Here is a 19,895-nt window from a genome sequence, read left to right as displayed (position 1 = left end):
TATTTAATATGCCTGTTAGAAGCGCTTTAGGAGACTTTGTCCATCTCGCAATGCTTCGGGCAGCAAAGCGGTTGGCATGTTTTGATAGCAGATGGGCCGTGTCCAGCGATGTATCGCCATGCTGCCCACCGAGGTGCTGCGACTGTCGGTGCTGGCAGGGTAGGGACCGCCATGGTTCATCGAGTGACACACCTCGACGCCTGTTGGCATCTGATTGAAGATAAGCCTGCCGACACGCTGGCCTATGGCATCCACTAGGCTATGGGCATGAGCCCAATCGCTCTCGTTGCCATGAAGTGTGGCGGTAAGCTGCCCCTCAATCTGCTCGGCAACGGCTTGCATCTGCGCGGCGTCCTGGCACTCGACTACTATCGCGAAGGGACCAAAGACCTCCTGTTGCAGGGCGCTGTCGGCCAGATAACCTGCCGCATCCACCTTTACCGCCGCCGGGCGGGTATGGTGGCTGGCCTCGGCTGCCTTGCCCTGGGACAAAAGCGTCAGCTGCGGGTGTGCCAGCAGTGCCTCTGTCTGCTGCTGATAGGTGGCGGCGATGCCTGGGGTGAGCATGGCGCTGGCGGCTTGTTCGGCCAGGGTCTGGCTGAGTCTATCGCAGTAGCGGGTCAGCGCCTCGCCCTTGACGGCGACAATCAGCCCTGGACTGGTACAGAACTGACCATGGCCCATCATCATAGACTGCACCTGAGTCTCGGCCAGCGTCTCTGCCTGCTCGGCGAGTATCCCAGGTAGTAGGAATTGTGGATTGGTAGAGCCCAGTTCACCATAGAAGGGGATTGGCTCGGGGCGCGCCGCGCAGCGATCGGCCAGGATGCGGCCTACCTTTAATGAGCCGGTGAAACCCACCGCCTTGATCTCTGGCGCCTCGACCAAGCCCGTCGAGAGGTCCGGGGTATGTCCCTGCAGCAGACTAAATACGCCGGCCGGCATGTCGCAAGCCTTGATCGCCTTTTCTATGGCCTGGGTGACCAGCTCACTGGTGGCCGGATGCGCCGGGTGGCCCTTGACGATGACGGGACAACCAGCGGCGAGCGCCGATGCGGTATCGCCCCCGGCAGTGGAAAATGCCAGCGGGAAGTTAGAGGCGCCGAAGACGGCCACAGGCCCTAAGGCAACCTTGCCTAGGCGGGTATCTGGCTTTGGTAGCGGCTGACGTTCTGGCTGAGCCATGTCGGCAATTAACTGCTCTATTGGGTTAACAAGATTTTGGGCAAACAGGCGCAGTTGACCACAGGTGCGCCCGGTTTCGCCCTGTAACCTGGCCAGAGGCAGGCCGGTTTCGAGGTGGGCGGCTTCTATGATCGTCTCTTTGTCGGCCTCGATATGCTCGGCAATGGAGCTCAGAAAAGCGGCGCGCTCGCTGTCGCTCTTGTTGCGATAGCTATTAAAGGCCTGCTCAGCCGCCTTGGTGGCCTGGGCGAGCTGCTCGTCGCTTGCGCTGGCAAAGTGCCAATCAATCTGAGTATTAGCGACGGGGTTAAAGCTTTGAAAGGCGTCTGCTTCGCCCTGCCACTCGCCATTGATGTAATGCTGACCGGTTAATCTGTTGGTGATGCTTAGTGTCATAGCAATTGTCCTTTTGGGCTGGCCGGTTAGACCACCTGAAATCCGAAGGCATAGGGATCGTTATCGTCGACCGTGATGGCGTTGTGCCCGGTGATCCGCGCCCAGCCCTTGATACTTGGCATGATGGCGTCAAACGCGCCAACCTTGGTGGCGGCTTCGATGCGGCCGACAAACTGGCTGCCTATGATGCTCTCGTGGGTGTACTCATCGCCGACCTTGAGCTCGCCGCGGCTATAGAGCTGCGCCAGACGGGCGCTGGTGCCTGTGCCGCAGGGTGAACGGTCGATCGCCTTGTCGCCATAAAACACTGCATTAGCGCCGTTTGAGCCTTCGCTGATGGTGTCGCCGGTCCAAAGAACATGGGAGACGCCGTTGACCGTGGGGTCGTCCGGGTGCACGCAGTTTAGTTCTCTGTGGGCGACTTCCCGCACGATCGGGCTCCAGCGCAGGATATCGCCGGCGCTCCAGTGGCGCAGTCCAGGGAAGTTGGCCTGGGGATCGACGATGGCGTAGTAGTTACCGCCGTAGGAGACATCTATCTTGAGCGGCCCAAGGCCTGGGATATCCAGCACCACATCTTTATGGGCCAGATAGGCGGGTACGTTGAAGATCTTGACCCAATCCACCTTGGCGCCGGTTTGCTGGTACTGCACCTTAATCTGCCCGGCGGGCACGTCTATGGTGAGCTGACCCGGCATCTTGGGGGTTAACAGGCCAGACTCGAGCGCGGCTGTGATGGTGCCTATGGTGCCGTGGCCACACATGGGCAGGCAGCCGCTGGTCTCGATAAACAGGATGGCGGCATCGGCGTTGTCGCTGCAAGGGGGGTAGAGGAAGGCGCCGGACATCATGTCGTGGCCCCTGGGTTCAAACATCAGCGCCTTGCGGATCCAGTCATACTGCGCCAGGAAATCCTGGCGCTTCTCGCTCATAGTGCGACCCTTGAGGTCCGGATGGCCACTGGTGACCAAACGGACCGGGTTGCCGCAGGTATGAGCATCGACGCAAAAGAAGGTACCTTTTAACATCTATGCCATACTCCCTAGATTTAGTTGAGGTTGTACTTGTCGAGATCCAGGCGGGTAGCCAAGGCTTCGGCCATCACCTTTTCTACATAGGCACGCTCGTCACCGATCAAGGTCATGCGAGGCAGGCGTACATTTTCGCTGCCGCGGCCGACGATCTGCTCGGCAAACTTGATGCACTGTACCAGGGTCGGAATGGTGTCCAGGCGCAGCAGCGGCATGAACCAGCGGTAGATCTCACGGGCTTCTTCAATACGGCCGGCACGGGCCAGTTTAAACAGAGTAACAGATTCTCGTGGGAAGACATTGGTTAGGCCAGAGATCCAACCTGTGGCACCCAGCAAAATGCTCTCCAGCGCAATATCATCGACACCGCAGAGGATGTTGAAACGATCGCCAAAGCGGCTCTGCAACTCGGTGAGGCGGCGAGTATCTGTGGTCGATTCCTTGATGGCCACTATGTTTGGCTCTTCGGCCAGAACGGCGGTCATCTCCAGGTTGATGTCGACGCCATAACCCACAGGGTTGTTGTAGATCATGATTGGCAGTTTGGTCGAGCGCGCTACGTGTTGGTAGTGGGCGATCACCTCGCGGTCAGTGCCGCGGTAGACCATGGCGGGCAGTAGCATCAGGCCATCGACACCGAGCGCCTCGACATCCTGGGCGTATTTCGCCGCCTGCTGTGCCGTGTTTTCGGTGCAGCCAGAGAGCACCAGGATACGGCCATTGACCGTCTCGACCGTGTGCTTGATGAATTCACGTTTTTCTTCCGGAGAAAGGGAGGCGTTCTCGCCTATGGTACCCAGGGCGATCACCCCATCGATACCATCACGAATGAGGTCTTCCAGCATTCTCGCGTTCGACTCATAGTTGATCGAACCATCGTCATTAAATTGGGTAGAAATTGCTGGGAATACACCTTGCCAGTTTACTTTCATGTTCAGACCTCTATAGATATTGCCGTGCAACGTGCGCGGCGAAAAAGTTATATCAAGTTTTGGCGTTTACCAAAAGCTATAGTATATTGTATACAATTTTGAAGGGAAGAAAAGCCCCTTGGTGAGATTGCCGCTATTTATGTTTTTATCTCTCACCGGAAAATACTATATATTGCATACAAACAATAACAAAGGAAGTCCCTATGCGCCTATTAGATTTAAGTCCTAGCTTTCTCGATGCCTGTACCCGATTTAAGACCCTCGACGCTCACACCGAAGGCGAGCCGCTTCGGATATTGCTGGAGGGATACCCCGAGATCCCTGGGGACACCATTTTGGCCAAACGCAGATATCTCACGGCGCATCTGGACCAATATCGTAAGCTCTTGATGCATGAGCCCAGGGGCCATGCCGACATGTATGGCGCCATCATCACAGCGCCTATCACTACGGGCGCGGATTTTGGCGTGCTGTTTCTCCATAACGAGGGATACAGCAGCATGTGCGGTCACGGCATCTTGGCCTTGGTAACAGTGGCGGTCGAGACAGGCACCCTAGCGCTTGGCGATACGCCAAGAGAGATAAAGATAGATGCGCCTGCAGGGCTTATTCATGCCAAGGCCTATCGTGATGAGACGGGAGAGCTCAAGGTGAGCTTTCGTAACGTGCCTTCCTGGGCCGAGGCGCTGGATTGTCGCGTAACCGTCGAGGGCATAGGCGAGGTGGCCTACGACATCGGCTTCGGCGGTGCCTATTACGCCTATGTCGATGCCGATGGGCTGGGGTTAAGCTGCGCGCCGGAAAATGTCGCTCAGCTGATCGATTGGGGACGTCGTATCAAACACGCCGTGATGGCTCAGCATCCGTTAGCCCATCCATTAGAAGCGGATTTAGGCTTTCTCTACGGCACGATATTTACCTCGAGCAAGACCAGCTCCAATGATGCCCACTCGCGGCACGTGTGCGTTTTTGCCGATGGCGAGGTGGATCGCTCGCCTACGGGCACAGGGGTCGCGGGTCGAATAGCTTTGCTTCACGCTCGAGGCGAGGTCGCACTGGGTGAGCGCCTGAGGATTGAGAGCATAGTCGATGGCGCCATGCAGGTTTGCGCGCTGGATAACGCCGATTTTTATGGCAAGGCAGCGGTGATCCCCGAGGTGAGCGGCCGCGCCTTTATTACCGGGCGTCATGAGTTTATCTTAGATCCTAAGGATCAGTTTCAGCAGGGATTTATGCTCAGATGATCGAGGCTAATCACATGACAAAACATGAGTTAACTGGCCAGGACAAAGGCTCGCAGACCTGCGCAGCCTCTACCCAAAACGCGGATGTCACAGTCATAGGCGCTGGCGTTGTAGGCCTTGCCAATGCCATCGCCTTGCAACAGGCGGGCTTTAGCGTGCGCGTCATCGACAAGCAAGGGGTAGCTGCGGGCGCCTCCTTTGGTAACGCGGGCCACTTCGCCACCGAGCAGATGTTTCCCCTGGCCGACCCGGCCATGTTATTCAAACTGCCTGGCATGTTGCTCGACCCATTAGGGCCGTTTCGCATTCAGCCGCGCTATTTTCTCAAGGCCTTGCCTTGGTTCATGCGCTTCTTAGTCAATATGTTGCCCGCAAGACGCGCCCATAACTCGGCGGCGATCAAGGCGTTAAATCAAAAGAGTATCCAAGCCTGGCAGCAGTTGGTGAGCGAGTGTGGCTGCTCCGAGTTACTCAAACTCGAGGGCAGTCTCTTGGTGTTTGAACAGACGCCTTTTATCGAGGTCGAGCGGGTATACAAGAGTTACCGTGATGCTGGCGTGGCGGTGAAGCTACTCAGCGGTGAGGAGGTGAGGACGCTAGAGCCGGATCTCAGCCCCAATATCAACCACGGACTGTGGTTTACCCAGGTCGGCCATACGCCGGACCCGGCCGAGCTGTGTCATCGCTTGGCAACGCAGTTTGAGAAACTGGGGGGCGAGCTGGTGATCGCTGAGGTAATTCAGTTGGCTGCTGAATGTAAGGGAGATAATAAAGAGAAAGGTGTTAATGTCAGTGTCGCTAGCGGAGTAACTTACCAAAGCGACAAGTTATTGCTTAGCGCCGGCGCCTGGTCTAAGCCTTTGGCGCAGCAGCTTGGCTTTAAGGTGCCGCTGGAAACCGAGCGTGGCTATCATCTGATGATGCCACAGCAAAGTCGTCTGCAGCGGCCGGTGGCTTCATTTGAGCGTAAGTTCATCATCACCCCCATGAACCGGGGGACTTGTCTGGCCGGCACGGTTGAATTTGGCGGTCTTAAGGCGCCGCTGATCGAGGCCAGGGCCGACTGTCTGCTGCCCCATGCCAAGGCGCTGCTGCCAGATGTGTTGGCCAGTGCTAAAACCTCCCAGGGAGAGCGCTGGATGGGCTTTAGACCGTCGCTGCCCGATTCCCTGCCTGTGCTGGGCGCCTCACCTAAGAGCGATAAGATCTTCTTTGCCTTTGGTCATCAACATCTGGGACTCTCCTGGGCCGCCTTTAGCGCACAGCTCATGGCGGAAACCATTAAGGGGGAGGAGGTTACGGTGGATATGACACCCTACCGTATCGACCGATTCTAAGCGGCATGCTAAGAGACAAACTTAGTGATTCAAGGATAACGAGATAAAAGAAAGCCGGCATGCATGTTTGTAAGATCGCATCTCGGTAAAGATTCGATTGCGCTTTAGCTCTGGCATTGCTGTAGCATTATAGTGCCTAATAATATTTTGCCGGAGCCTCTATGGAAACCTTAGATCAACTACTCGAGCGTATTGCCTGCTGTCAGATCTGCCAGCCGCATCTTAGCCATAAGGTGCGGCCCGTGCTGCAGGCGGCATCAAGCGCCAAGGTGTTGATTGTCGGTCAGGCGCCGGGCACTAAGGCCGCGGCCAGCGGGCTTCCCTTTGACGATCCCAGCGGTGACAGGCTCAGGGATTGGCTCGGTGTTAGCCGCGAGCAGTTTTACGATTCTTCCTTGTTTGCCATAGTCCCCATGGGGTTTTGTTATCCGGGGAAGGGACGCTCTGGGGATTTGCCGCCAAGGGGAGAATGTGCGCCGGCCTGGCGAGAGCCTCTGCTGGCACACCTAAAAAACATTCAACTCACCTTGGTGATCGGCCAATATGCCCAGGCCTATCATTTCGGTAAGCAGTGTGGCGGGGTGACCGAGTGCGTGCAAGGCTGGCAACAACATGGCAGCCACATAATGCCGCTACCGCATCCCAGCCCTCGCAATAATCTCTGGCTCAGGCGTAACCCTTGGTTTGAAATCGAATTATTGCCCGTACTCAAGGCTCGGGTGGCGAGCGCTATCGCGCAAAAGCGTCTTTAGAGTTCTAAACCCAAGAAACCTCGAGTCATTGGAACCCTAATGCTGTTATAGCGCTCACGTCATTAAAAACTAGCTTCGGCCCATGAATTCCTCGATCTCGGCAATTGACCTAGGTACGTGCTCTGACAGGTTTTCATGGCCATCAGCAGTAACCAGGATATCATCTTCGATGCGGATCCCCATGCCGCGATAGGCTTCGGGTACATCGGTGGCAGAGGCCGGAATATAGATGCCTGGCTCTATGGTAAAGATCATCCCTGGCTCAAGCCTGCGCCACTTGCCACCCTCATCGTGATAGGGACCGACATCATGGACATCCATTCCCAGCCAGTGACCCGTCTTGTGTACCGTGAAGCGCTTGTAGCTTTCGCTGGCCATTACCTCTTCATAGCTCCCCTGTAACAGGCCAAGTTCGATGAGGCCCCGGGCCATCACCTGCATACAGGTCTCATAGAGGTGATTCCAGGGTGTGCCTGGTTTGACTTTGGCGATGGCGGCATCGAGGGCATCGAGCACAAGTTGGTAGATCGCTTCTTGAGCCTGCGTAAAGCGGCCATCTACCGGATAACTGCGGGTGATATCGGCGGCGTAGTGATTGAGCTCGGCACCGGCATCGATCAGCAGCATCTGACCGGATTGGAGCTCGCAGCAGTTCTCTTCATAATGCAGGCAGCAGGCGTTGTCGCCGGCCGCCACTATGTTGGGGTAGGCCACCTCGTTAGCACCATGAGCGGCTATGGCATAATTAAAGGTAGCGGCAAGCAGAGCCTCATTTGTCTCTGCGCGGCAGGCTGTCATTACTGCTTTATGGCCGTGGATAGAGGCATTGACCGCAGCGCGAATAGCAGCCTGCTCGCTCTCATCTTTGATCACTCTCAGTGGATGTAGGTGCTTGGCCAGCGGCGTGATGCTGCGAAAGCATTTAGGCGTATCGAAGGCGTTGCCATGACGCTGGGCGTTACACCACGCCAGCAATTTATGATTAAAACGGCCCAGCTCGTCGCTGATAAATACTTGAGTCTGATGAATGAGGCTGGCGGCGATGACGCTGTCTAGCTCGGCGATATCAAACGCCTGGTTGGCGCCAAATTGTTCGATGGCACCGGTAATGCCGGCTCTGGCGCCGAAGCTGACCTCCTGCTGAGGATCCTTTGGTCGGCAGAGCAAAGTGTAATTTATCTCGCCTTGCGGGCCACGATAGAGCAGGGCAACCGCATCAGGCTCGTTAAAACCTGTGAGGTAGAGAAAATCATTGTCTTGGCGAAAGTGATACTTGATGTTCTTGCTGCGCACCTTTTGCTGATAACCCACGAGGATTACAAAGCTGTCCTCGGGTAGGCTATCCATGAGGCGTTGGCGTCTAATTACATATTGGCTGTTTGCGGGCATCTCTATCCCTATCTCTTTATAGCTTTATGCGAATGGCTTAACTATATTTGTATATTTTATTCATTTCTAGTCCTCGTCGACTTTATTCGTGATTGTTCGGTGCATTTTGTTGATTCAAGTGTGATAATAATGGCCAACTAATTTTTGGGTTCAGTCGGATTGGGGAAGTTTTCGTGAATCGTGCCGTTTTCCTGGATAGAGATGGAGTGATTAATGTCGACCATGGTTATGTGCATCAGGTCGATGATTTCGAATATGTCGAGGGAGTATTCGATGCGTGCGCCGCGTTAAAGCAGCAAGGCTATAAGCTGGTGGTGGTGACCAATCAGTCGGGCATCGCCCGCGGACTCTACACAGAAGAGCAGTTTCACAGCCTGACCGAATGGATGGACTGGAACTTCGCCGATAAGGGTGTCGATCTCGATGGCATCTATTACTGTCCTCATCACAACGAAAAAGGCATTGGCGAGTATAAGCAGGACTGTGATTGTCGTAAGCCTAAACCCGGCATGCTCAAGAGTGCGGCGCAGTTTTTAAAGATAGACCTGAGCCGCTCTGTTATGGTGGGGGATAAGCGTGACGATATGCTAGCTGCCGAGGCCGCAGGGGTGCCTACACGTATCTTAGTGCGCACTGGCAAAACGGTAACAGATGAAGCCATAGCCGCGGCTACTGTTGTTTTAGACTCTATCGCCGATGTGCCGACTTACCTGGCGTCGCTAAACTAGTTACAAGTCCTTATAAGCTCGTGATGAAGTCATTATCGGATTAAGTCCTTATCTGATGAATGTGTTATCTGATGAATGTGTTTTCAATAGCTATTAAGTCGTCTTTATATGCCTTTGATGGGCGAATCTAGTCAGAATCGCCCTTTTGCTCGTTTATCTCGACTAGATTAGACGAACCAAGCGACCGAAAATCACTATATCATTCCTCAAAATGTGCCTTTTCTGATGCCTAATTCATCATGTTGTTCGATGTTTGAGCATTTGAGCCGAATTTATAAAACAATCTGAGAAAAGGTCTTGACGCCTCGGTCGCCCTGAGTAGAATACGCAGCCCTAGCCACTTGGAACTGCCGAGATGCGCTAGCGCTCATGAGGTGTTTAAGCCACCATGGGCACGCTCTTTAACAATTTATCAAGTAATCTGTGTGGACACTCACAGGTATTGAGTTAATCGAAAACGATTTAAATCTCAATGCAATTTCTCATTAGAGATAATGAGTGTTCATAGCAACTTTGGTTTTCTCTTTCGTGAAAGTGAAATCAAAGCAATTTATGTTATTTGCAGAAATGTAAGTATCGAGTTTGCTGCTTCTTTATGAACGCAGTGAATGAGAAACAGTAGAATTCATTGAGTCGTTTGGCGCAAGCCAAACACAAAAACTTTTAATTGAAGAGTTTGATCATGGCTCAGATTGAACGCTGGCGGCAGGCCTAACACATGCAAGTCGAGCGGTAACATTTCAAAAGCTTGCTTTTGAAGATGACGAGCGGCGGACGGGTGAGTAATGCCTAGGGAACTGCCCAGTCGAGGGGGATAACAGTTGGAAACGACTGCTAATACCGCATACGCCCTACGGGGGAAAAGAGGGGATCTTCGGACCTTCTGCGATTGGATGTACCTAGGTGGGATTAGCTAGTAGGTGAGGTAATGGCTCACCTAGGCGACGATCCCTAGCTGTTCTGAGAGGATGATCAGCCACACTGGGACTGAGACACGGCCCAGACTCCTACGGGAGGCAGCAGTGGGGAATATTGCACAATGGGCGCAAGCCTGATGCAGCCATGCCGCGTGTGTGAAGAAGGCCTTCGGGTTGTAAAGCACTTTCAGCGAGGAGGAAAGGTTAACGGTTAATACCCGTTAGCTGTGACGTTACTCGCAGAAGAAGCACCGGCTAACTTCGTGCCAGCAGCCGCGGTAATACGAGGGGTGCAAGCGTTAATCGGAATTACTGGGCGTAAAGCGTACGCAGGCGGTTGATTAAGCGAGATGTGAAAGCCCCGGGCTTAACCTGGGAACTGCATTTCGAACTGGTCAACTAGAGTCTTGTAGAGGGGGGTAGAATTTCAGGTGTAGCGGTGAAATGCGTAGAGATCTGAAGGAATACCGGTGGCGAAGGCGGCCCCCTGGACAAAGACTGACGCTCAGGTACGAAAGCGTGGGGAGCAAACAGGATTAGATACCCTGGTAGTCCACGCCGTAAACGATGTCTACTCGGAATTTGGTGTCTTGAACACTGGGTTCTCAAGCTAACGCATTAAGTAGACCGCCTGGGGAGTACGGCCGCAAGGTTAAAACTCAAATGAATTGACGGGGGCCCGCACAAGCGGTGGAGCATGTGGTTTAATTCGATGCAACGCGAAGAACCTTACCTACTCTTGACATCCAGAGAACTTTTCAGAGATGAATTGGTGCCTTCGGGAACTCTGAGACAGGTGCTGCATGGCTGTCGTCAGCTCGTGTTGTGAAATGTTGGGTTAAGTCCCGCAACGAGCGCAACCCTTATCCTTACTTGCCAGCGGGTAATGCCGGGAACTTTAGGGAGACTGCCGGTGATAAACCGGAGGAAGGTGGGGACGACGTCAAGTCATCATGGCCCTTACGAGTAGGGCTACACACGTGCTACAATGGTCGGTACAGAGGGTTGCGAAGCCGCGAGGTGGAGCTAATCTCACAAAGCCGGTCGTAGTCCGGATTGGAGTCTGCAACTCGACTCCATGAAGTCGGAATCGCTAGTAATCGTGGATCAGAATGCCACGGTGAATACGTTCCCGGGCCTTGTACACACCGCCCGTCACACCATGGGAGTGGGCTGCACCAGAAGTAGATAGCTTAACCTTCGGGAGGGCGTTTACCACGGTGTGGTTCATGACTGGGGTGAAGTCGTAACAAGGTAGCCCTAGGGGAACCTGGGGCTGGATCACCTCCTTACCTATACGATTGACTGATATTTGTTGAGTGTTCACACAGATTACTTGATAGAAGATAGAGCAAAGATATACACGTCTAATTAGACGTTGTTAATTTGTTTCAGCGCTAGGCGTTTGAATTGCTAACGAAGGAATGTAGATAACTACATGACTGAGTGAGTAATGAAAAACAACAACGCGATGGAGCAAAGAAACAAGTATAAATGGGTCTGTAGCTCAGCTGGTTAGAGCGCACCCCTGATAAGGGTGAGGTCGGTGGTTCAAGTCCACTCTGACCCACCAATTCTTCGTTGATACTGCGTTATGTATTTCGTCGTTTAGCTGGCTAAACGTCCTCAATACATGCCTTGTTTCAACTCGAATTGGCAATGGTATACTTTGTTCGCTGCATGTAATGGGGCTATAGCTCAGCTGGGAGAGCGCCTGCCTTGCACGCAGGAGGTCTGCGGTTCGATCCCGCATAGCTCCACCATTTGCTCTAGAAGAGAGCATGCAGTTATGGTTAGAGATGCCAAAGATAAATGCAGAATTTATCTTTGGCTTTTTTAAGCCCGCTCTTTAAAAATTTGGAAAGCTGATAGTAATAACCGAAAGGTTATTGCGAAAAATAATTGAGTTCTCAAAACACACTTTAATCAAGTGACTTGAGTATTCTTTTGGCGAAAGTAGAAACCGTTAGTTGCGATGCAGCTCAAATGAAACTCATTTGGGTTGTATGGTTAAGTGACTAAGCGTATACGGTGGATGCCTTGGCAGTCAGAGGCGATGAAGGACGTAGTAACTTGCGAAAAGCGTTGGCGAGCTAGTAACAAGCATTTGAGCTAACGATGTCCGAATGGGGAAACCCGGCACCATAAGGTGTCATCACTAAGTGAATACATAGCTTAGTGAGGCGAACGAGGGGAACTGAAACATCTAAGTACCCTTAGGAAAAGAAATCAACCGAGATTCCCCTAGTAGCGGCGAGCGAACGGGGATTAGCCCTTAAGCCTAGAGGGTGTTAGTGGAATGTGTTGGAAAGCACAGCGATACAGGGTGATAGCCCCGTACATGAAAACTAACTTTAGGTGAAAACGAGTAGGACGGGACACGTGATATCTTGTTCGAATATGGGGGGACCATCCTCCAAGGCTAAATACTCCTGACTGACCGATAGTGAACCAGTACCGTGAGGGAAAGGCGAAAAGAACCCCTGTGAGGGGAGTGAAATAGAACCTGAAACCGTATACGTACAAGCAGTGGGAGCGGTTCTTGAGACCGTGACTGCGTACCTTTTGTATAATGGGTCAGCGACTTACATTTTGTAGCGAGGTTAAGCGAATAGCGGAGCCGTAGGGAAACCGAGTGTTAACTGCGCGTTTAGTTGCAAGGTGTAGACCCGAAACCCGGTGATCTAGCCATGGGCAGGTTGAAGGTTGAGTAACATCAACTGGAGGACCGAACACACGTATGTTGAAAAATGCGGTGATGACTTGTGGCTGGGGGTGAAAGGCCAATCAAACCGGGAGATATCTGGTTCTCCTCGAAAGCTATTTAGGTAGCGCCTCGAGCGAATACCATTGGGGGTAGAGCACTGTTAAGGCTAGGGGGTCATCCCGACTTACCAACCCTTTGCAAACTCCGAATACCAATGAGTACTACTCGGGAGACACACGGCGGGTGCTAACGTCCGTCGTGAAAAGGGAAACAACCCAGACCATCAGCTAAGGTCCCAAAGTTATTGCTAAGTGGGAAACGATGTGGGAAGGCTTAGACAGCTAGGATGTTGGCTTAGAAGCAGCCATCATTTAAAGAAAGCGTAATAGCTCACTAGTCGAGTCGGCCTGCGCGGAAGATATAACGGGGCTAAGCAATACACCGAAGCTATGGGTACTAGCGCTTGCGCTGGTGCGGTAGAGGAGCGTTCTGTAAGCCGTTGAAGGTGAAGGGGTAACCCACGCTGGAGGTATCAGAAGTGCGAATGCTGACATGAGTAACGATAAAGGGGGTGAAAAACCTCCTCGCCGAAAGACCAAGGGTTCCTGTCCAACGTTAATCGGGGCAGGGTGAGTCGACCCCTAAGGCGAGGCCGAAAGGCGTAGTCGATGGGAAACGGGTTAATATTCCCGTACTTCTGCTAACTGCGATGGAGAGACGGAGAAGGCTAGGCTAGCGCGGCGTTGGTTGTCCGCGTTTAAGGCTGTAGGTAGGGTACTTAGGCAAATCCGGGTACCTAATACTGAGAGTTGATGACGAGTCACTACGGTGATGAAGTAGTTGATGCCATGCTTCCAGGAAAATCTTCTAAGCTTCAGGTTAGTAGGAATCGTACCCCAAACCGACACAGGTGGTCGGGTAGAGAATACCAAGGCGCTTGAGAGAACTCGGCTGAAGGAACTAGGCAAAATGGTACCGTAACTTCGGGAGAAGGTACGCTCCTGTTGGTGATGAGACTTGCTCTCTAAGCTGACGGGAGTCGCAGATACCAGGTGGCTGCAACTGTTTATCAAAAACACAGCACTGTGCAAAATCGCAAGATGACGTATACGGTGTGACGCCTGCCCGGTGCCGGAAGGTTAATTGATTGGGTTATCTTCGGAGAAGCTCATGATCGAAGCCCCGGTAAACGGCGGCCGTAACTATAACGGTCCTAAGGTAGCGAAATTCCTTGTCGGGTAAGTTCCGACCTGCACGAATGGCGTAATGATGGCCACGCTGTCTCCAGCCGAGACTCAGTGAAGTTGAAATTGCGGTGAAGATGCCGTATACCCGCGGCTAGACGGAAAGACCCCGTGAACCTTTACTATAGCTTGGCACTGAACATTGACCCTACATGTGTAGGATAGGTGGGAGACTTTGAAGCGGGAACGCCAGTTCTCGTGGAGTCATCCTTGAAATACCACCCTTGTAGTGTTGATGTTCTAACTCTGGCCCCTGAATCGGGGTTGAGGACAGTGCCTGGTGGGTAGTTTGACTGGGGCGGTCTCCTCCCAAAGAGTAACGGAGGAGCACGAAGGTTGGCTAAGTACGGTCGGACATCGTACGGTTAGTGCAATGGCATAAGCCAGCTTAACTGCGAGACATACACGTCGAGCAGGTGCGAAAGCAGGTCATAGTGATCCGGTGGTTCTGAATGGAAGGGCCATCGCTCAACGGATAAAAGGTACTCCGGGGATAACAGGCTGATACCGCCCAAGAGTTCATATCGACGGCGGTGTTTGGCACCTCGATGTCGGCTCATCACATCCTGGGGCTGAAGTCGGTCCCAAGGGTATGGCTGTTCGCCATTTAAAGTGGTACGCGAGCTGGGTTCAGAACGTCGTGAGACAGTTCGGTCCCTATCTGCCGTGGGCGTTGGATGATTGAAGGGAGCTGCTCCTAGTACGAGAGGACCGGAGTGGACGAACCGCTGGTGTTCGGGTTGTCATGCCAATGGCATTGCCCGGTAGCTACGTTCGGAATCGATAACCGCTGAAAGCATCTAAGCGGGAAGCGAGCCCTAAGATGAGTCATCCCTAGACCTTTAAGGTCTCTAAAGAGCCGTCCGAGACTAGGACGTTGATAGGCAGGGTGTGTAAGCGTTGTGAGGCGTTGAGCTAACCTGTACTAATGACTCGTGAGGCTTAACCATACAACCCAAAAGGGTTTTTACTGCAAAGTAAGTAATGGTTTACGAAAATCAAAAGAATACAAAGTACTTGATTGAAGTGCGAACTCAAACAGCTTTCTAAATTTACTATTTTGGTTAATTACGCAGGTAATTGTTTGGCTGACAAAGCCGTAACGAAGCGAAGCGCGGAGTGTACTAGAGTACATGAGCACTGTAGCAAGGAAACAATGCCGTCAGACGAAGAATTAACCAGTAAGAATTTGTCTGGAAACCATAGCATTGTGGCCCCACCTGATCCCATCCCGAACTCAGAAGTGAAACGCAATCGCGCCGATGGTAGTGTGGGGTCTCCCCATGTGAGAGTAGGTCATTTCCAGGCGCCTAATAAACGAAGAATCCCCAGCACCTAGTGTTGGGGATTTTTTCGTTTAACAGCCTTTGAAATATCAACTCTCACATGGGGAATATAAGAGCCCGAACGCAGTGAGGTGCATTTCCATGTGAAGTAGGGTGAAGCACTTGCGTTTATCAAACAACGCTTGATGCAAGGGATGAACGCGGAGAGCTTTGCTCGAAGCTGGCCATGACAGGCGCCTACTCCCGACGTCAGTCGATAAATGCTCCTTCTATATCGACACTTCCGCCATCCATGGCGGTCGCTCACCGCTAAGCGGGGTCTCCGGCGACGAAGCATAGCTTCTCCGCGTTCAAGTGGGGCTAAATACTGCGTATTTAAAGCGCCTCACTTTCACCCCCATGTGTTAGCTGCGCGAACCGAGTAGGTCATTTTCAGCTGCTACCGTTCTTTTGCTTTTGACAAAGTAACTGGAATGTTTATTCCCTGTGTTCAGTTCTAATTGGATGTCTTACGCCCCCATGTAAGAGGCCGTCTGCGTATGCCATTTCTTTTGCTGGGCTTCGACCTAGCAGTTTATCTCCATCCGTTAATACATCCGTTAATAAGCGTTGAATTGGCAAATGTCTTACGCCTCTATGTGAGAGGCTCGGATAGGTTACTTTGAGCTTACTTGGGCGTTAATAGATGTTTTCTATCTGCACGATTTGATCATTCAATTATACAGGGGAGCTATGGGGATTTAGATTTAGGGTATGAAGCTAATGGTTAACTCGGGCACTAAATCTGTGATGCATTCTCTTAATTCTGGCTTTCCTAATGCTGGGTTTCTTACTGCCAGTTTTCCTAACACTGGTTCTCAAAATACTGATTCTACCGGCTCGCTTTCTCTGTTGGACCCATCCTTGACTCCTAAGGAAGAGGACAGTCAGCTAGGGCAAGAGCTAACGCCCGTACAGGCCAATACGGCGCTGATTGCCGAAGGCGGTGGGCAGCGGGGGATATTCACCGCAGGTGTGTTGGATGCCTGGCTTGAGAGAGGCTATAACCCTTTTGCGCTGCTCATCGGTACTTCGGCTGGTGCGCAGAATCTCTCGAGTTATCTCACGGGGCAGATTGGCTTTGCCAAGCAGGCGATTAAGGGCTTGTCCCGCGATCCGCAATTTGTGAAGGTGAGTCGCGGTCTTGCCGGGAAGAGTACTGTGGATCTCGATTGGTACTTTAATCAGGTGCAAGGCGAGTCGTTAGGCTTGGATCTGTCTGCCGGGATGCGGGCATTGAGACATCGCCAGCTGCTTTTTAGCATGACCAATGGTTCCAACTATCAGGCGATATTTCGTCAGCCCGATAAGCAGAACTGGCTGGAGTTACTCAAGGCGTCGAGCGCGCTGCCGTTTCTCTATCGCCAAGGAGTGCCTTTAGAGGACAGCTTTTATGTCGATGGCGGCCTGTCGGCTCCGTTGCCGGTGGAGGAGGCCTATCGGCGTGGGGCGACTAAGATAGTGGTGATCCGTACTATGCCCGAGGAATATCAGGCTTATACCCCTTGGGTGAATCGTCTCAAGTCTAGGATCTGTAGCTCGAATCGCTGCCCGAGGGCGATAGAGTATTACCTGCATCATGAAGCCGAATATAAGCGCTCACTTTCCTTTATCGACAATCCACCTGAGGGCGTGGAGATCATTCAGCTATTTCCCCGCCGCGCACTGGCGAGCAAGTTACTCGGCAGTTCGACGGCAGAGCTTGATAGGGATTATCGCCTCGGGCGGCTGGCGGGATTTAAGTTCCTGAAACAGGATAGCCTTTCCACCATGAAATGCGCCGCATAACGTTATGCTGGCTAAAGCTATTTTACTTAAAGCTATTTCATTGAAAGTCATGCCGCCTATCGATACCGAGAGTATCTAACCGGCTGGCTTAGTGCCCGTCTCGCTGAGCCTGTTCAATGAGCCCTATACGCTTTTTAAAGGCTTCTCTGGTGGCTTCATCCGCTTGTTCGTACCAGAAATCTAGCATCTGGCCGACATTGATCTGATCGCGGCGCGGCGTGCCTGTTTGACTTACAGGCTGGGTGTTTGGTTGACTAGTTGGCTGGCCAACCGGCTGAGCGCCTTGTGGCGCAGTGGTTTGCTGCGCTGCCAAGGCCGTTGAGGTCGCCGCAGGACTTGCCGCGCCGCTTGAGGCACTGCTTGAGGTGCTAGGTGCCATCTGGACAGGCTGATTGATCGCTATGGCCGCAACGCCTTGGCCGATGTTGTAGGCCTTTATCTCTTCGCTGTAATTGCGGCCTATCTGAATTCCATCCTTTAGCAACTTATCTATCTTGTAAGCGACCTTATTGCCCTGGGTATCCGTGAGACCAATTTGAGGGACGTCGTTAAATTTCTCCGCCGATTTAGGTGAGCTGATCTTAGGTAGGCTGACGCGATAGTGATTGTTTTCGCCAGAGAAGGTGACGATAAGGGTTTCTGAGACGAAGCGCTTTTGTTGGCCAAATTCCCGGTAGCTGGCGCGGGCATTAAAGACCAGCTGCTGCGGGCCATTTTGTGAGATCAGCTGATGGCTAGTGATATCCTTACCGTTAAGCAGCAGTGGCTCTGCGCTATCTGGCAGTGTGATGGTGACTTCGGCGTGCGCTTGTACAAAAAAGAGTGGGATCAAGAATAGGCAATGGATTAAAGATTTCATGGTAAACCGGGAAAAGAATAATTTATCTGTGTTATAGCACCTCGTGGCCCAGTTGGACAACTTTACAAGCGGCCATTGGGCTTTTTGAGCATCCTGGGGGATGGATTACAGTAATTTGTTTGCTAAGACTCTATAATGGTGGGGATTAATTTCAGGAGCTTAGCGTGTTAACTAAAATTTTAGTGACTCTGTTAGTGATTGCCGCGGCGATCGCCTATCTTCGACGACCTAAGGTGGTCAGCCAACCGACGGCCAGTCAGTTGGGTCAGCGAATCGTATTTAAATACCTTGCCTTTGGTATCGCCGCCCTGGCACTGCTGGGGAGTGCTGGCTACTGGTATTGGTCCTGGCAAGAGGGCAATCAGCTAGTGTATGTCACCATTATCTCGCCGGCGTCTGCCTCGAAAGAGGTCTACCAGGTACGTAAACGCGAGTTACAGAGCGATGCCTTCACCACTGTCGACGGCCTCAAGGTTCGCTTGTCGACTCAAGAGCGGATCGTGATAGCCGATACCCCGCCGAATATGAGGTAGGCTGGTTTTTAACACCGCTTCATTTTTATTTTGGTTATATTCCCTTCATTAGCAGTCGATTAGGCTGTTCAATGGCGCGTTATTCGGTAGAATAACGCCAAATTATACCCTGCGCTTGGATGTGGTGCGTTTTCATCTAAGTGTCTTTTTCAGGAGGTCCTATGATCACGGCTTATGTCTTTCAAGCGAATAAGTTATCCATTGTCGAGTTGAATATTCGAGACAGTGTTCCCGAGGGTACCTTATGGCTGGATCTCTACAAACCTGAAGATGACGAACGTGAATGGCTGAGGGGCTATTCGGTAGAGGAGCTACCGGACGAGGAAGATATTAACGAAATTGAGGCCTCGGCGCGTTTCTATCAAAACAAGGATGGTCTACACATCAACTCATTGTTCCCCCAGCGTGTGGGACAGGATGTTAAAGGGGTGAACGTCTCCTTCAACCTGCGTCCACAGTTTCTGGTGACCCTGAGGGAAGATGATGTGGGGCTGATCCGCTTACTGCGTAACTATCTGCGTTTAGGCCGCTTAGAGGTACAGACGCCACAGGCGCTGTTCCTGGAGCTGTTCAATCTTAAGGTGGATTACCTCTCGGATCTTATCGAAGATGTCTATTCCGTGCTTGATAGTGTGGGTGAGCAGGTGTTTGAGAGCAGTGAACTCGACGATGTGTTTAAGCTGATCACCTTGCAGGAAGACTCCAACGGTAAGATCCGTCTGAGTTTGCTCGATACCCAGCGTTCCCTGCGTTACATGCAGCGTTATTATCGCGGTAAGTTGACCGATGAAGATCTGAAAGATCTGCGGGAGATGTTGTCGGATATCGAATCTCTGATGCCCCACAGTCAGTTCATCTTCGATAAGTTGAACTTCTTGCTCGATGCGGCCATGGGTTTCAGTGGGCTACAACAAAACAAGATCATCAAGATCTTCTCGGTTGCGGCGGTGATCTTCCTGCCTCCGACCGTGATTGCCAGCGCCTATGGGATGAACTTCGCCAACATGCCAGAGCTTGAGTGGCAGTGGGGTTATCCTATGGCGATCATGATGATGATTGGCAGTGCGGCCTCGACCTATTTCTTCTTCAAGCGTAAAGGCTGGCTCTGATATTAGCCTGAGCTTGGTACCGGCCTGGTTTACAGCTTTGGTCGGCAGCCAAACGCACATCTTAACGGCGTGAGTTATTTACCCGGATAACAGAGCACCTTGGCTCTGTTATCTGTGTAAAGGTCGGGCTGATTGATCACCTGATTTAAGGTGATGAACTTGTCATTCATCAGCCGCAGCGCCATATAACTTCGGGCGTAGGGCGTGCTGCAGCGCGATAGCTTGAACTCGAGATGATGACGAATGGTTTCCAGTTGGGCGCGGTTGTTGGCATGGGCCTCGCTGATCAAGGCCTGGTTGAGATTTTTCTGCAGGGTGGCCAGTTGCTGCGGCGCATGCTGTGCCAGCCATTTCAGGCTGTCGAAATCGGGTAGTTCTACCATACTCTTTCCCCTTAGTGCATAAACGCCATAATGCAA

The 19,895-nt window shown here is 52.3% G+C and carries 13 protein-coding genes, 2 tRNA genes and 3 rRNA genes; 12 read left to right on the top strand and 6 right to left on the bottom strand.

The window, feature by feature from the left end; translation table 11 throughout:
* Positions 1-15: 15 nt before the first annotated feature.
* From SHEW_RS12250 to dapA, 3 genes are read right to left on the bottom strand one after another with little or no spacing between them, the layout of a single operon-like run.
* Positions 16-1,581, bottom strand: a complete 1,566-nt coding sequence (locus SHEW_RS12250; RefSeq protein WP_011866161.1) for an aldehyde dehydrogenase (NADP(+)) — start codon at positions 1,579-1,581, stop codon at positions 16-18.
* 26 nt (positions 1,582-1,607) lie between these two features.
* Entirely contained in the window at positions 1,608-2,609 is a 1,002-nt protein-coding gene (locus SHEW_RS12245; RefSeq protein ID WP_011866160.1) for a 4-hydroxyproline epimerase, read from the bottom strand.
* Positions 2,610-2,629: 20 nt separating this feature from the next.
* Positions 2,630-3,544 (bottom strand): 4-hydroxy-tetrahydrodipicolinate synthase, encoded by a 915-nt coding sequence (gene dapA, locus SHEW_RS12240; RefSeq protein WP_011866159.1) that lies wholly within the window; start codon positions 3,542-3,544, stop codon positions 2,630-2,632.
* A gap of 203 nt (positions 3,545-3,747) precedes the next feature.
* Between dapA and SHEW_RS12235 the strand changes: the two genes are divergently transcribed.
* The 3 genes from SHEW_RS12235 (at position 3,748) to SHEW_RS12225 (ending at position 6,877) form a co-directional block, all read left to right on the top strand.
* Positions 3,748-4,788 (top strand): proline racemase family protein, encoded by a 1,041-nt coding sequence (locus SHEW_RS12235; RefSeq protein WP_011866158.1) that lies wholly within the window; start codon positions 3,748-3,750, stop codon positions 4,786-4,788.
* A gap of 14 nt (positions 4,789-4,802) precedes the next feature.
* Positions 4,803-6,125: an NAD(P)/FAD-dependent oxidoreductase gene (locus SHEW_RS12230; protein ID WP_049766579.1), complete on the top strand. Its 1,323-nt coding sequence runs from the start codon at positions 4,803-4,805 to the stop codon at positions 6,123-6,125.
* Positions 6,126-6,286: 161 nt separating this feature from the next.
* Complete coding sequence (locus tag SHEW_RS12225; protein ID WP_011866156.1) at positions 6,287-6,877, top strand: uracil-DNA glycosylase family protein; 591 nt, start codon at positions 6,287-6,289, stop codon at positions 6,875-6,877.
* Between the two features lie 69 nt (positions 6,878-6,946).
* Here SHEW_RS12225 and SHEW_RS12220 read toward each other — a convergent pair whose 3' ends face one another.
* Positions 6,947-8,266 carry an aminopeptidase P N-terminal domain-containing protein gene (locus SHEW_RS12220; RefSeq protein ID WP_011866155.1) on the bottom strand — a complete coding sequence of 440 codons (1,320 nt, stop codon included), beginning with the start codon at positions 8,264-8,266 and terminating at the stop codon, positions 6,947-6,949.
* 173 nt (positions 8,267-8,439) lie between these two features.
* Here SHEW_RS12220 and gmhB point away from each other — a divergent pair, with 173 nt between their 5' ends.
* From gmhB to SHEW_RS12185, 7 genes are all read left to right on the top strand, one after another.
* Entirely contained in the window at positions 8,440-8,994 is a 555-nt protein-coding gene (gene gmhB / locus SHEW_RS12215) for a D-glycero-beta-D-manno-heptose 1,7-bisphosphate 7-phosphatase (RefSeq protein ID WP_011866154.1), read from the top strand.
* A 664-nt stretch (positions 8,995-9,658) separates the two neighbouring features.
* Positions 9,659-11,203 (top strand): 16S ribosomal RNA (locus SHEW_RS12210).
* A 204-nt stretch (positions 11,204-11,407) separates the two neighbouring features.
* Positions 11,408-11,484: transfer RNA gene (locus SHEW_RS12205), tRNA-Ile, on the top strand.
* 114 nt (positions 11,485-11,598) lie between these two features.
* Positions 11,599-11,674 (top strand) — tRNA-Ala (locus SHEW_RS12200).
* Between the two features lie 245 nt (positions 11,675-11,919).
* Positions 11,920-14,812, top strand: a 23S ribosomal RNA gene (locus SHEW_RS12195).
* A gap of 242 nt (positions 14,813-15,054) precedes the next feature.
* Positions 15,055-15,170: ribosomal RNA gene (gene rrf / locus SHEW_RS12190) — 5S ribosomal RNA — on the top strand.
* Together the 16S, 23S and 5S rRNA genes with 2 tRNA genes alongside form the textbook arrangement of a ribosomal RNA operon.
* A gap of 881 nt (positions 15,171-16,051) precedes the next feature.
* Positions 16,052-16,975, top strand: coding sequence for a patatin-like phospholipase family protein (locus SHEW_RS12185; protein WP_223294712.1), 924 nt, complete (start codon positions 16,052-16,054; stop codon positions 16,973-16,975).
* 88 nt (positions 16,976-17,063) lie between these two features.
* On the opposite strand, the gene SHEW_RS12180 is transcribed toward SHEW_RS12185, so the two are convergent.
* Positions 17,064-17,834 carry a DUF2057 domain-containing protein gene (locus SHEW_RS12180; RefSeq protein ID WP_011866152.1) on the bottom strand — a complete coding sequence of 257 codons (771 nt, stop codon included), beginning with the start codon at positions 17,832-17,834 and terminating at the stop codon, positions 17,064-17,066.
* Positions 17,835-17,998: 164 nt separating this feature from the next.
* Between SHEW_RS12180 and SHEW_RS12175 the strand changes: the two genes are divergently transcribed.
* A complete protein-coding gene (locus tag SHEW_RS12175) occupies positions 17,999-18,367 on the top strand; it encodes a hypothetical protein (RefSeq protein ID WP_011866151.1) in 369 nt (122 codons plus the stop codon).
* Positions 18,368-18,528: 161 nt separating this feature from the next.
* Positions 18,529-19,476, top strand: coding sequence for a magnesium/cobalt transporter CorA (gene corA / locus SHEW_RS12170; protein WP_011866150.1), 948 nt, complete (start codon positions 18,529-18,531; stop codon positions 19,474-19,476).
* 74 nt (positions 19,477-19,550) lie between these two features.
* Here the strand turns inward: corA and SHEW_RS12165 are convergent, their stop codons facing one another.
* A complete protein-coding gene (locus SHEW_RS12165) occupies positions 19,551-19,859 on the bottom strand; it encodes a DUF3135 domain-containing protein (protein ID WP_011866149.1) in 309 nt (102 codons plus the stop codon).
* Positions 19,860-19,895 lie beyond the last annotated feature (36 nt).

This window comes from Shewanella loihica PV-4, assembly GCF_000016065.1.
GTDB classification, from domain to species: Bacteria; Pseudomonadota; Gammaproteobacteria; order Enterobacterales; family Shewanellaceae; genus Shewanella; species Shewanella loihica.
This window is presented reverse-complemented; position numbering and strand designations above follow the sequence as displayed.